The sequence below is a fragment of the Haloglomus litoreum genome, assembly GCF_029338515.1.
GTDB lineage: Archaea > Halobacteriota > Halobacteria > Halobacteriales > Haloarculaceae > Haloglomus > Haloglomus litoreum.
On the sequence record NZ_CP119988.1, the window covers coordinates 2,378,683 to 2,391,719 of the forward strand.

12 protein-coding genes are annotated in these 13,037 nt (G+C 69.9%); 9 read left to right on the plus strand and 3 right to left on the minus strand.

Features of this window, described 5'->3' with window-relative positions:
• The first annotated feature begins 253 nt into the window (after nucleotides 1-253).
• The 4 genes from P2T62_RS11820 (at nucleotide 254) to P2T62_RS11835 (ending at nucleotide 6,444) form a co-directional block, all read left to right on the plus strand.
• Nucleotides 254-985 carry a DICT sensory domain-containing protein gene (locus tag P2T62_RS11820; RefSeq protein WP_276257282.1) on the plus strand — a complete coding sequence of 244 codons (732 nt, stop codon included), beginning with the start codon at nucleotides 254-256 and terminating at the stop codon, nucleotides 983-985.
• Between the two features lie 154 nt (nucleotides 986-1,139).
• On the plus strand, nucleotides 1,140-3,152 hold the full coding sequence (locus P2T62_RS11825; RefSeq protein ID WP_276257283.1) for a COG1361 S-layer family protein: 2,013 nt from the start codon (nucleotides 1,140-1,142) through the stop codon (nucleotides 3,150-3,152).
• Complete coding sequence (locus P2T62_RS11830; RefSeq protein WP_276257284.1) at nucleotides 3,149-5,722, plus strand: efflux RND transporter permease subunit; 2,574 nt, start codon at nucleotides 3,149-3,151, stop codon at nucleotides 5,720-5,722. Before P2T62_RS11825 ends, P2T62_RS11830 begins: the two co-directional genes overlap by 4 nt.
• A 110-nt stretch (nucleotides 5,723-5,832) precedes the next feature.
• A complete protein-coding gene (locus P2T62_RS11835; RefSeq protein ID WP_276257285.1) occupies nucleotides 5,833-6,444 on the plus strand; it encodes a DUF7504 family protein in 612 nt (203 codons plus the stop codon).
• Nucleotides 6,445-6,480: 36 nt separating this feature from the next.
• Here P2T62_RS11835 and P2T62_RS11840 read toward each other — a convergent pair whose 3' ends face one another.
• Nucleotides 6,481-7,281, minus strand: coding sequence for an N-acyl homoserine lactonase family protein (locus P2T62_RS11840; RefSeq protein ID WP_276257286.1), 801 nt, complete (start codon nucleotides 7,279-7,281; stop codon nucleotides 6,481-6,483).
• A gap of 157 nt (nucleotides 7,282-7,438) precedes the next feature.
• On the opposite strand from P2T62_RS11840, the gene P2T62_RS11845 reads away from it, so the two are divergent.
• Nucleotides 7,439-8,503 (plus strand): hypothetical protein, encoded by a 1,065-nt coding sequence (locus P2T62_RS11845; protein WP_276257287.1) that lies wholly within the window; start codon nucleotides 7,439-7,441, stop codon nucleotides 8,501-8,503.
• A gap of 13 nt (nucleotides 8,504-8,516) precedes the next feature.
• Here P2T62_RS11845 and P2T62_RS11850 read toward each other — a convergent pair whose 3' ends face one another.
• Complete coding sequence (locus P2T62_RS11850) at nucleotides 8,517-9,713, minus strand: LEA/WHy family protein (RefSeq protein ID WP_276257288.1); 1,197 nt, start codon at nucleotides 9,711-9,713, stop codon at nucleotides 8,517-8,519.
• 60 nt (nucleotides 9,714-9,773) lie between these two features.
• The gene (locus tag P2T62_RS11855; protein ID WP_276257289.1) at nucleotides 9,774-10,829 is read right to left on the minus strand and encodes a hypothetical protein; all 1,056 of its coding nucleotides are present in this window, start codon (nucleotides 10,827-10,829) and stop codon (nucleotides 9,774-9,776) included.
• A gap of 155 nt (nucleotides 10,830-10,984) precedes the next feature.
• On the opposite strand from P2T62_RS11855, the gene P2T62_RS11860 reads away from it, so the two are divergent.
• From P2T62_RS11860 to P2T62_RS11875, 4 genes are all read left to right on the plus strand, one after another.
• The gene (locus tag P2T62_RS11860; protein ID WP_276257290.1) at nucleotides 10,985-11,173 is read left to right on the plus strand and encodes a DUF7525 family protein; all 189 of its coding nucleotides are present in this window, start codon (nucleotides 10,985-10,987) and stop codon (nucleotides 11,171-11,173) included.
• A 104-nt stretch (nucleotides 11,174-11,277) separates the two neighbouring features.
• Nucleotides 11,278-11,502, plus strand: a complete 225-nt coding sequence (locus P2T62_RS11865) for a DUF7123 family protein (RefSeq protein ID WP_276257291.1) — start codon at nucleotides 11,278-11,280, stop codon at nucleotides 11,500-11,502.
• Between the two features lie 88 nt (nucleotides 11,503-11,590).
• Nucleotides 11,591-12,028 carry an SRPBCC family protein gene (locus P2T62_RS11870; RefSeq protein ID WP_276257292.1) on the plus strand — a complete coding sequence of 146 codons (438 nt, stop codon included), beginning with the start codon at nucleotides 11,591-11,593 and terminating at the stop codon, nucleotides 12,026-12,028.
• Nucleotides 12,025-12,891, plus strand: a complete 867-nt coding sequence (locus P2T62_RS11875) for a carbon-nitrogen family hydrolase (RefSeq protein ID WP_276257293.1) — start codon at nucleotides 12,025-12,027, stop codon at nucleotides 12,889-12,891. The genes P2T62_RS11870 and P2T62_RS11875 overlap by 4 nt, the downstream gene beginning before the upstream one ends.
• Nucleotides 12,892-13,037 lie beyond the last annotated feature (146 nt).

Sequence of the window (13,037 nt, forward strand, 5' to 3'; positions counted from 1 at the left end):
GGGCGCCTTGTGGCGATATTTACGGGGCGGTGGCAAAAGCGTTTGTGCCGTGGTAGCACACGAAAGTTCGTGAGAGTCGATAAACGTTCATGAGAGAGCGTGAGAGTCCGTGAACATCGTTCGGCACTGGGGACGCACCGCTGTGAGATGCGGTCACAATGTGGCGCCACTGCGGCCGGCGTGCCGACGGTCCACTCTAGGTGATTTGGGAGAAGTTTTAAAACCGAAACTGTCGTCCCCCCGATTGAGAGTAATGTCCCTCACCGAACTGATATCCGGTGTGGAGGACCACGAGAAGCGCCTCACGGTCTTCAACACCGACGACGAGACCGTCGAGGCCGTCCGGGAGCAGTTCCGCGACCGGAACCTCTCGGTCGTCGGGGATCGCTCCGAGAGCGGCCGGCCGGGGTCGTTCGTCGTGCTCTCGAGCATGCGGGACGGGGTGGACGAGTTCGTGACCGCTACCAGCGTCGACGAGGTGCTCACGGCACCGCGGCGCGAGGCGTCGGACGTCGAGGGCGACGTCCACCACCCCATCCTGGACCACCTCGATGAGACGATGTTCACCTCGTACGACACCCGGCAGATGGTCGCTGCCTCCCGGGAGATCGAGGACCGCGCCTGGCGGCTCGGCGAAGGGTCGCTCCACGCGGGCTTCCAGCAGCTCTCCATCCTCGCGGACCAGATGGACGTCTACACCCGGCTGGCCTCCCGCGAGGGGCTCGACGTCCACGCCTACGCCTGCCCTGACGCCGAGGTGCCCACCCACGATACGGACCTGACCATCCACGTCGAGCGCTCCGAGGAGATCGCCGACTCCTGGTTCGTCGTCTACGACGGCAACGGCGCCGACGTCAACAAGTGTGCCCTGCTCGCCGAGGAGCGCGAGGACCGGGCGTTCTACGGCTTCTGGACCTACGACCCCGACACGGTCGACTGGATCGTCGAGTACCTCGAGGGAGCCTACGGGCTCATCGAGCAGTGACCGGCGGCGAGCACCCGGTCTCAAATCCGATTCGAGTTGTCACGATTCCGCATCCTCCCCCCGAGGTTCCGGCCGGCCAGCGGGATTTTGAATACTTATCAACCATTCAGTAGTTTACTGGACGTTATATACCCGCCGTGTGTCCTGGCATCCAATGAGTTCCGGTCCCGATTCCTCCCGCTTCGCGCGCGCATCCCGTGTCCTACTCGTCCTCGCTCTCGTCTCCTCGACAGTCGCCGCGGCCGCCGTTCCGGCGGCGGCCTACGTCGAGGGGAAACCCGATATCTCCGTCACGCTCTCCGACGGCACCGTCCAGCCCGGCGCCGAATCCACGCTGGAACTGACGCTCGTCAACAGCGGGAAGGTGGAGGTGGGCGCAAGCGGCCAGGCGCTCGCCGGCAAGGAGCAGGTCGTCACCACCGCTCGCGGGACGGTGGTCCGTGTCGAGCCGGCCCGCAACAGGAACCCCATCGAGGTCAAGACCGGGGAGGTGGCCGTCGGCTCCGTCCCCGAGGGCGCCCGTCCGGTCCCGATCCAGGTCTCGGTCCCCGAGAACGCCGAGCCCGGCACCTACGAACTGGATGTCGAGGTCGAGTACGAGCACTACGACTTCATCCCGGGCGGGAACGTCAACAAGTACGGTGAGGAGCAGCGGACGAAGGAGTTCACCGTCGAGGTGACGGTCGAGGAGACCGCCCGGTTCGAGGTCGTCGACACGACCACGAACGTCCCGGTCGGCGGGAGCGGCGCGGTGAACGTCACCGTCGCGAACGTCGGCAACGAGGCGGCGTCCGACGCGTCGCTGTCGTTGCAGTCGACGAACGCGGCCCTGACCTTCGGCGGCACGCCGACCGCCGAGTCCTACGTCGGCGAGTGGGCTCCCGGCGAGCGCCGGAGCGTCACCGTCGGCGCCGACGTGGCCTCCACTGCGACGACCCGCTCGCTAGCCATCGCGACGACCGTCAGCTACGAGGACGTCGACGGTGACGCCCAGCAGGCGTCGCTCTCGACCGGCGTGGTGCCACGGTCGGAACAGCGGTTCACCCTCGCGAGTGCCGAGACGAGCGCCGCCATCGGCGACCAGGGGCGCCTGACCGTCGCGCTCACGAACACCGGCGACCGGACGCTCGACGACGCGACGGTCCGACTCGAGTCCAGCAACGCCGCGCTCACCTTCGGCGGGTCGCCGACGGCGCGGACGTTCGTCGGCGAGTGGGCACCCAACGAGACCCGCGAGTTCCAGGTGGAGGCCGGCTTCGCCCCCTCCGCCGAGGAGCGTAGCTACGCCCTCGACGCGACGGTCTCGTACACCAACCCCTCGGGTCGCACGGAGCGAACCGACCCGGTGACCGTCGGCGTCAGGCCGGCCCCCGAGCAGTCGTTCGACCTCGGCGGGCACGAGACCGCACTCCGGGTCGGCGAGGAGGGGGAGCTGACCGGACGCATCGTCAACGAGGGGCCGGGTGAGGTGGAGAACGCGGTCCTGGTGCTGGAGCCGCCCGCGAACGTCGTGACCGCCGAGCGCGAGTACGCCATCGGTGACCTCGGCCCACGCAGTAGCGCCGAGTTCCGGTACGACGTGGAGGTCTCCTCGGAGGCCCGCGAGGGGCCCCGCCAGTTCACCTACCGGCTGCGCTACGAGGACGACGGCGGTGACACGGTCACCTCCGACCCGCTGTACGCGCGTGGGAGCGTGGCCCAGCAGCGCGATACGTTCTCCGTGGACACGAACGCCTCGCTGGCCGCCGGCTCCAGCGAGACCATCGAGGTCCAGGTCACCAACGAGGGTGACGAACCCCTGACCGCCGTCAGCGCGAAGCTGTTCGCCGACGCACCCATCGGCGCGAGCAACGACGAGGCGTTCGTCGAGGAGCTGGGACCGGGCGCCACCGAGACCCTGACCTTCCGCATCAGCGCGGCCGGCAGCGCCATCCCGAAGCCGTATCCCGTCTCGCTGGACTTCCAGTACGACGAGCCCGACGGTGACACGAAGATCTCCGACAGTTACCAGGTCGCTATCGACGTGACCGAGCGCCAGGGCGGCGGCCTGCTGTCGACGTTCGTGGTCCCCGGCGGGCTCGGCGGCGCGGGCCTGGGACTCGGCGTCGTGCTCTCGCTGGGTGGGCTGGCCGCGGTCGGCCTGGGCCTGGTCGGGCGACGGGAATGAGCGGTCCTGTCGACTACCAGCGGTTCGTCGACGCGGCGGACGACCAGATCGTCAACCATCCCCGGCGCGTCGTCGGCGCGTTCCTCGTGCTGACGCTCGTGTTCGGCGCCGGCCTCGGCGCCGTCTCCACGGACGCCGGGACCGCGGGGTTCACGCAGGACGTGCCCGCGCAGGTGGCGTTCGAGGAGGTACAGAACGAGTTCGAAACGAGCGCGTTCGCGACCGATACCGGGAGCACCCAGCTCATCCAGCGCGGCGAGAACGTGCTCTCGAAGAAGGGACTGGTGCGGATGCTGGAGGTGCAGAACCGGGTCGAGGACCACGACGAACTGCGGGTCACGTCGACGGCGTCGGCCGCGACCATCGTCGCGACCACGCTGGACCCGGAGGCCCGGACGACCGAACAGCAGATCCGCGCGGTCGAGCGGGCCACGCCCCGCGAGATCGACCGCGCGGTCCAGACGGCGGCCGACCGGAACCCACGGTTCGTGGGGCTCCTCTCGAACGACTTCAACCGTGGCTCGGCGGCGGCCGGCGCGACCATCGGCGTCGTCACCCACGAGGTACCCGCCGGACTCTCGGCATCGGCGGGGCAGGGCGGAACCAGCCCGCTGACGCCGCTCCAGCTCCGGACGGATTACGTCGTCGACAGCGTCGGCGGCGACATCATCGTCTTCGGCTCGGGGATCATCTCCGCGGAGTTCAGCAACGTCATCTTCGACTCGCTGATCATCGTCGTCCCGGCGGCGGTCCTGTTCATCCTCCTGTTCCTCATCATCTCCTACCGGGACCTCGCAGACCTCATGCTGGGGATGGTGGCGCTGGCGATGGCACTGATCTGGACGTTCGGGTTCATGGGGCTCGCGGGTATCCCGTTCAACCAGATCCTCATCACCATCCCGCCGCTGTTGCTGGCGGTGGGCATCGACTTCGGGATACACGCGGTGAACCGCTATCGGGAGGAGCGGGTCACGGGACTGGATATCGGCCCGGCGATGCGCGTGACGACCGACCAGCTGCTCGTGGCGTTCTTCATCGTCACGGGCACGACGGTCATCGGGTTCTCCGCGAACCTCACCTCCGCGCTGCCACCCATCCGGGACTTCGGCATCGTCGCCGCCGTCGGCATCGTGTTCACCTTCCTCATCTTCGGGGTGTTCCTGCCGGCGGCGAAGGTGCTGCTCGACCGCTCCCGGCAGAAGTACCCCATCCCCACCTTCTCGACGACGCCGCTCGGCGCGGAGGGCTCGCGGCTCGGCCGGGCGCTCTCGGGCGGGGTCTTCATCGCGAAGCGGACGCCGGCCGTCTTCCTCGTCGTCGCGCTGGTCGCGTCGGGCGGGATGGCCTACCACGCGACAGGCGTGGACACGACGTTCTCGAACGAGGACTTCCTGCCGCCGGAGGAGAACCCGGACTACCTGATGGCGCTCCCGGAGCCGTTCAAGCCATCGGAGTACAGCGTGACGGCGCTGACCAACTTCCTCTCCGAGAAGTTCGAGTCCAGCCAGTCGGATACGGTCACGGTGTACGTGGAGGGGCCGTTGCAACAGGACCAGGCGCTGGAGGTGCTGTATCGGGCGGGTGACGACCCGCCGGACGCGCTCGTCCAGCAGAACGGGCGAGCGGACGCCACCTCCGTCGTCAGCGTCATCGACGATTACGCCGCCCGGGACGAGGAGTTCCGCGAGCTGGTCGCCCGCAACGACCGCAACGGCAACGGCGTCCCCGACGACGACCTGCCGGCCGTGTACGACGCGCTCCTGGCCGAGGACTCGCCCGTCCGTGGACAGGCGCTGCGCTACATCACCGAGGACCGGCGCTCGACCCGGCTCGTCTACAGCGTGAAGGCCGACGCCACGCAGGGCGAGATCACCGAGGACGCACGGAGCGTCGCGGCCGACATGGAGCGGCCACGGACGTCGCTCGTCGCCATCGCGACCGGGTCGACCGTCGTCTTCGAGGCCATCTCGGGGCTGATCCTCGACTCCGCGGTCACGTCGCTGATCATCGCGCTGACAGGGACGGCCGTCTTCCTCCTGTTCGTCTACTGGGTACTGGAAGGCAAACCCTCGATGGGGGTCGCCAATCTCATCCCCATCGTGGTGACGGTCTCGTTCGTCGCGGGGTCGATGCGCGTGTTCGGTATCTCGTTCAACGCCTTCACCGCCACGATACTGGCCATCACCATCGGCCTGGGCATCGACTACTCCGTCCACGTCACCCACCGGTTCGCCGACGAGTACCGGGAACGCGAGCTGTACGAGGCCCTGGACCGGACCGTCCGGGGGACCGGCGGCGCGCTCGCGGGCTCGATGCTGACGACGGTGTTCGGCATCGGCGTGCTCGTCCTGTCCGTCTTCCCCGCCATCGGCCAGTTCGGCATCCTCACCGGCCTGAGCGTCATCTACGCCTTCGTCTCCTCGCTGCTGGTCCTCCCCTCCGCGCTGGTCGTCTGGGCCCGCCTCTTCGGCGGCGGCGGCGGCCTCGCGAGCGACGAGCCGTCGACCGGACCCACGCCGGAGGACGTGTCGGCCACGGGGGGCGACGTGTCCGCGGGCGAGGCGGGCTAGCGCCAGCGGGCCGAAACCGGCGGTAGCAACCCCGGAACAGACGTTTTGATGTTGTTGTCAGAATCGCTTAAGGGACGGATGTGTACCATCCGGGTACGCGAACCCGTCCCATGTCCCACCCATCGACATCCAGCGAGACCGTCCCGCGCCCCGCGCCGGAGCGACTGGCGAGGGTCTCCGGGAGCAACGTCGCCGTGGTGGGGGAGCCGATGGTCGGCAAGAGCGGCGCTGCCCTCGATACCCTCCGGGCGGCCGTCGATGACGGTCGCGAGGCTCTCCTGATCTCGGCAGCCCGCGGCCCGGGCCGACTCCCCCTCCCCGAGGGCGTGACCGTCGTGGACTGCACGCCCGGCCCGCCATCCGACGACGCGGTCTCGGTGAACTCGCCGGGCGACCTGACCGGCATCGGGATGCCCGTGTCCCGCTTCCTGAACGACGCCGACCGACCGGTGGTCACGGTGGATTCACTGACCTCGCTGCTGCTCTACTCGGAGACCCGGTCGGTCTTCCGCTTCCTCTCGGTGCTCTCCACACAGGTCGCCCGAGCCGGTGGGCTCGGACTCTACCTCGTCGACGAGGGCGCCCACGACGAGCGGACCTCCCGGACGTTCGCGCAGCTGTTCGACGGACAGGTCCGACTCCGGGACGGGCTGGGTGGGCCCGAGGCCCGGGGGAAGGGCGTGGACGCACTGCCGGCGGAGTGGATCCCCGCCCGTCGCTGAGACGCCCGGTCGAGGCCGGCGGCGCCGACCGCTCGGTCAGTGCCAGCGCTCGCGCAGCGCGGTCGCCTGCTCCGGGTCGTGCCCGAGCAGGACGGTGGCATCGGTCCGACGCTCGATGTCCTTCAGCCGGCGGAGCGACTCCCGCCACGCCTGGTTGCTGGTCGTGAGCGACTGCCCCATCGGCGCCTCGTCCTCGTAGTTCGGTCGGAGGAACGCCTCGTCCCCCGCGACGAGGACCGTCCCGTGGGCGTCCGTCTCGAGCCGTGCGCCCAGCAGCCCGGGCGTGTGCCCCGGCAGGTGGAGCAGGTCGAAGCCCGCCAGCAGTTGCCGCTCGTCCGCCACCACCTGCCAGTTCAGGTCGTGGTCGAAGTCGCTGGCGAGGTAGGCGTTCGCTCCCGCCGGCGTCTTCGCGGACAGGTACGCGAACTCGACCTCCCGCTGGTGGACGTACACCGGAACGTCCGTCCCGGCGAACTCGTAGAGGCCGCCGGCGTGGTCGAGGTGGAGGTGGCTCTGGACCACCACGTCGATGTCGTCCAGCGCGTAGCCGACGTCTCCCAGAGCCGTCTCGAGGTCCCGCTCGGCGGCGTCGGGGTGTGCGAACGCCTCGAACAGCGGCTCTGGCCAGTAGCCGTCGGCGGCCTCCGGGTGCGAGCCGGTGTCCCAGAGCACGGTCGCCTCGGGGTGGTCGACCAGCAGGTTCCAGACCGCGAACTCCCCGTAGTCGGCGTCGGGGTTCCGGTTGGAGTAGGTCGCGGCCGTCGTCCCGTCGACGGCGAAGTTCCGGTCGGACATGATCGTCCCGCGGTCCAGCAGGTGGAGGTCCATCTCGACCATACGCCGACTACGCGCCCACGGACCAAAACCCCCACTCACCACCACCCGAGCCGAGTACCCTCGGACGTATCGGGTCACTACACGGTACCCGGTCCACCACCAGCAGGATGGGAGTCCGCAGCAAACGGTTTGGCACCGACTGGGGTAGCGGGTCTTCATGCCCTCGACGCGGCGCGCGTTGCTCCGGTCGGTCGCTGCTGGCGCAGCCGTCTCCCCCCTTCCCGGCCTCGGCCGGGCCACCGCAGCGGAGCCACGTGTCCCCACGGTCATCGGCCCCGATGGACCGGGCGTCCCCGTGTCGATACCTCGCCGGTGCCAGGAGGCCTACGAGCGGGCGTATCGGGCGACTCGAACGCTCGCCGACCGACTGGCCGATGCCGGAAGCGGAACCGATCTGACGGTCGCCGTCACGTCCGACGCGGACCGGTGGTGCGGGGAGCGCCGACTCCCACGACTGCAGGTCCGGGTCACCGGGGCGGACCACCCGCCCGTCCCCCGGGAGTTCGCCGACCTCCCGGTCGAGGTGGCCGACGTGGCCCGGCGGGAACGCGGCACGGGCGGCGGGGAGCGGTCGCGGGCGACCGGGACCTGTGCCGACCCCTGCAACCTTCGGAACTTCGACCCCGTCCCGGGCGGCGTGTTCGCCGAGGGAGGGACGACGACCTGGGTCGTCCGGCTGCTCGACACCGACTACCTGCTGACCGCGAACCACACCCTCCAGTCGGGCGACCCGGGCTGTGGCGACGTGGAGACCTCCATCCTCTACCAGTACCGCCAGCGGGTCGGTCCGGTCCTCGCAGGCGACGACGTCGAGGACTGGGCGCTCGTGGGGCTGGGACGCGATGCGGACGTGAGCGGGTTCCACCCCGGGGTGCCACAGCGGGAGGAGCGGTTCGGCGGCCACTTCAGCATCCGTGGGCTGCTGGATGTCATCGCCAGACGCGAGACACTCTACGCGCTCGGGACGACGACCTGCGAGACGGCCGGCCCGGCGGACTGGATCGGGACACACCTGAGCGAGTGCGGCCGCAGTACGCCCGTGGCCAGCGTGGACGCCGTCTCCGACTACGGTGACTCCGGCGGGCCGGTGTACGGCATCCGGGGGGAGCACCTGGTGTTCCATCACATGGGGAACAGTGCCATCATCTGCGGCCCCGGGTTGAGTGGTGTGCCCGGCGTCCACCTCAGCAGCAAGTACGGGTTCTCGTTCGCGACCGGGTGAGGTCGGGAGGGGGCTACAACCGAGGGAGCGAGCCGATGAGACCGCCGGAGTCGGTCGGGGAGTCCGTCGGGGTCGGAGTGGCATCAGTCGGGTCCGGAGCAGCGGTCGTCGGGGTCGATACCGGCGTCGCACCGCTCGTGGGCGTGTCACCGCCGTCGTCACCCAGCACGCCGTCCTCGGTCGCCGTCGGCGTCGGGCTGGCCGTCGGCGTCGCGTCCACGCTACTGTCCCCGCCCGCGCTGCTGTTCCCGCTCTCGTTCTTCGTCCCGAAGATGTCCGTCTCGAACTCCTGGACGTAGGTCATCCGATCCAGCGGGACGCGGACCTGCTGGCCGGTACCGGGGAGTTCGACCTTCGCGTAGAAGTCGATGCGGAGCGTGGTCCGCTGGTCGTTCTGGAGGTGCGAGACCCACCAGTCGTCGAGGTTCCGGTTGTCGATGGTCGGGGTCGTGGTGATGGTCTCCGTGGTCTCACCGGGGATGACGTAGGTCCGTTCCGTCGCGCCCTCACCCATCGAGATGTTGTTCATGGAGATCTCGTACCCGACCTCCGTGATGGTGTAGGGCTCGAGCTGGGGGTTGTAGACGACGAACTCCATCGGGATGGGCGTCTCCTGGCTGTCGACCTCTCCCCACTCCCCGCTGGTCCGGTTGATGTAGAGGACGGGGTTGTCGTAGACGGGGCTCTCCGGGCCGTTCACCGGCCGCGTCTCGTTGGAGGCGAACGCGCTGATGATGTCGGTCTCGACCCGCTTGCGCTGGTCGAGGTCGAACGAGCGGTTGCCCAGCAGCGAGGTCTTGACCGTCGCGTCGATGGTGACGTTGGTCACCTCGTCGTTGCGGATGTGCGAGACCCACCACGGCGGGATGCGGTCGTTGAGCATCCGCGTCTCGAACGGGAGCGTGGTGTTGCCCGACTCCACGTCCAGCCCCGCCTTCGACCCGTGGGCCATCTCCACGTCGTTCATGGAGACGGTGTAGTTGACCGTCGAGCCGCCGAGGCGGACCCCGATGGGGTTGGGGTTGTTGACGACCAGGTCGGTCAGGATGATGGTCCGGTCCTGATCGACCTCGCCGAATCGGTTCTCCACGTCGACGACCGACGGAGCGCCGATCACGCCGAGGGCGAAGGCGCCGCCGAGGCTGGCGATCAACACCCCGAGCGCGGCGACGACGGCCTTCACCCGGGCGATCGCACGGTCGTCCATCATACCCGGTCGGAATCGTGGCCGGCGTATCAACCTTCTGTCCCTTCGTCGTCGACGGTTCGTTCAGTCAGCGGCCTGCCGTGTCTCCCCGCCACGAAGCATCGGCCGGGGCGCGCTCAGCAGGCCCAGGAACCCACCGACCACGGCCGCCATGAAGACCGCGCCGACCCAGAGGTGGACCGTCCACGACAGCCCGCCTCGGGCGGCGAGGGAGGCGAAGTGACCCGCGACGAGCGCCGCCGGCGGGACGGCCCCGACGACCGGCGGCCACCGCCCCGCGTCGAGTGTCCACCGTGCCAGCCACACGCCGCTCTCGGCCAGCAGGCCGGCACCGACGTACCAGGGGACCAGCCACGGGTGGGCCCCGAGCCAGGCGCCGGCGGCCGCCGGGACGACGACGAGCAGCGCGACCACCCCCGGGGCGAGTCGCACGCGGGTCGACAGGAAGAGGACCACCGCCGCGACCAGGCCCGCGTGGAAGAGGAGCCCGGACAGCCCGTGGGCCGCCCCCACACCGCCGCTGCCGGCGAGCAGGAAGGCCGGGTGGGCGTAGACGGTGAAGACGGTCGCGACGACGGCGGCGAGCGTGGCGGTGACGACGAGCGGCCCCTGCGCGACCCAGCCCTCGGTGGGCTCGCCCGAACGGGCCCTGGCGAGCGTCGCGCGCAGGGGCGAGGTGCAGAACAACACGCCGCCCGTCGCCAGCGCGAGGTGTGTCGGGCTGGCGAGCGCCTCGACATCCGCCTCCGCGCCGAAGGTCGCGTGCCAGAGCGCGTCGCCCGGGCCCGCCAGCGCGAAGAGGACGAGGCCGACGAGGCCGAGGCCGTAGCCCGTCGGGACCGCATCCAGCCAGTCCGCCCCGCGCCAGCGCTCCCGCTGGATGACGACCGCCAGCAGCCCGGCGACAGCGAGGAACCCGGAGTAGATGACGGTGTGCTCCGGCGTGAGGAACCCCTCCTCGGCGAAGGAGAACCCCTCGACGTGGGACCGGACGTCCAGCACCAGCCCCGCCGTCCCCCAGCAGACGCAGGCGGTCACCAGCCAGTCGAGGCGGCGGTCGGCGAGCCAGTCGGTCCCGTCGCCGTCGGTGCCCGTCGCGGAGACCGTCGTTCCCGTCATGTCGAGCCGTGGCACGGTCACGGTCGAAAGGGTAGTGCCGGACCTGACCGGTCGTTCATGACCACGGTGTCGGCGGTCCGGAGCAGCTGCCGCGCCCCCGGCCCGGTCGTCGCGCGAAACGGCAGTCTCAAGTGGTCGCCGCCGGAGGCTCGCGTATGGAATCTACGGCCACGTCGGACAAGTCCGTGGGGTTGAGCGTCCTCTTCGGGGCGCTGGGTGTCGTCGCGGCGCTCGGGATGTTCCTCACGGCCATCGCTCACGACCAGCTCGGCTCGGGCATCGCCTTCGCCGTCGCGATGATCGGCGGCGCGCTGTCGGTCGCTGCCGTCCACATCTACGGCTGACCGACGATCCGGCTATCGTCGGTTGCGCCCCCGAGTCTCCGGAAATCCGGCACGTGTGATACGAACCGACAACCGTTAAGTCCGTCCCGCCCCTACTGGTTTCCATGACCGAGATGAGCGAGGAGGACGAACGTATCCTGTCCTACCTGCGCGACAGCGTCTCCGGGGGCGAGCGCTACTTCCGGGCGAAGAACATCGCCACGAAGGTCGGGCTTACCGCCAAGCAGGTCGGTGCCCGACTCCCCCGCCTCGCCGAGGAGTCCGAGGACGTCGACATCGAGAAGTGGGGTCGCGCACGCTCCACCACCTGGCGCGTCACCCCGGAGTGACGCTCCGACGGACGCCGCCCGCGACCACCCGGGCCTCGGCTGCCGACAGGACCGCCCCGCTTTTCTACCGACGCCCCGACACGAGTGTATGACCGTCCGCGTCGAGCGAACCTTCGAACTCGCGGCCCCGCCCGCCGACGTGTGGGCGTTCATCGCCGACCCCCGCAAGCGGGCCGAGCCCATCAGCGTGGTCGAGGAGTTCGAGGTGACCGGCGACCGAACCGCCGTTTGGCACGTCGCGCTCCCCATCCCGTACACGGACCGGACCATCGCGGTCGAGACCGAGGACACCCGGGTCGACGAGCCACGCCACGTCGAGTTCGTCGGCCGCTCGAAGGCCATGAACGTGCAGGGTGAACACACGCTCGAGCCGACCGACGACGGTGGGACACGGCTCGTCAACCGGTTCGTGGTCGACGGGAAGGTGCCGGGCGTCGAGCGGTACTTCAAGGGGAAGCTGGACGGGGAACTGGAGAACCTCGAACGCGCCATCCGCGAGGACCTCGGGCTCGAGAACCGCCCATGAGCGACGCACCGCGCGCCGCCGGAGCGGCGAGGGACGACGAGACCTGGCGGGTCACCTGCGCCCAGATCGAGGTCCGGGCCGCCGACCTCGACGGGAACGTCGAGCGCGCCGTCGCAGCCATCGAGCGCGCGGCCGAGAACGGGAGCGACCTCGTCGTCCTCCCGGAGATGTTCACGGTGGGCTACTTCGCGTTCGACTCGTACGCCCGGACCGCCGAATCGATCGACGGTGAGACGATGCGTCGTCTGGCGACGGTGGCCGCCGACCGGGACTGTGCCGTCCTCGCAGGAACGTTCGTCGAGGACCTCGCGGCCACGGCCGCGGAGACGGACGTCGAGGTGCCCGCGACGGAGGGGTACGCCAACACGGCCGTCCTGTTCGACCGCGAGGGCGAGCGGCGGGCGGTCTACCGGAAGCACCACCTGTTCGGCTACGGCTCCGCCGAGCAGGAGCTGCTGACGCCGGGCGAGTCGCTGGGTGTCGCGGACCTCGGCGGCCTGACCGTCGGGACGACGACCTGCTACGATCTCCGGTTCCCGGAGCTGTACCGCGACCTCGTCGACCGGGGCGTCGACCTCGTGGCGGTCCCGAGCGCGTGGCCGTACCCGCGCGTCGAGCACTGGCAGCTGCTCCCCCGGGCCCGCGCGGTCGAGAACCTCTGCTACGTGGCCGCCGCGAACGGCAGCGCCGACTTCGGCGACGACCGGCTCGTCGGGCGCTCGACGGTGTACGACCCATGGGGAACGGCGCTCGCGTCCTCCGACGAGGACCCGGCGCTCGTGACGGCCGAGGTCGACCCGGGGCGCGTTCGGCGCGTCCGCGAGGAGTTCCCCGCACTCCGGGACAGACGCCACCCGCTGTGACGGGCCACCGCGACCGGCGCCGCCCGCTCCGGGTGCATCGACGGAAGTGTCAGACGGAGGGCTGACTCGGGCCGGAATCGCCCCCCGGGAGCGCCGTCGTCGAAGCGAGAATTTATATGCAACGGGGAGCAATCCGTAATTGCCCA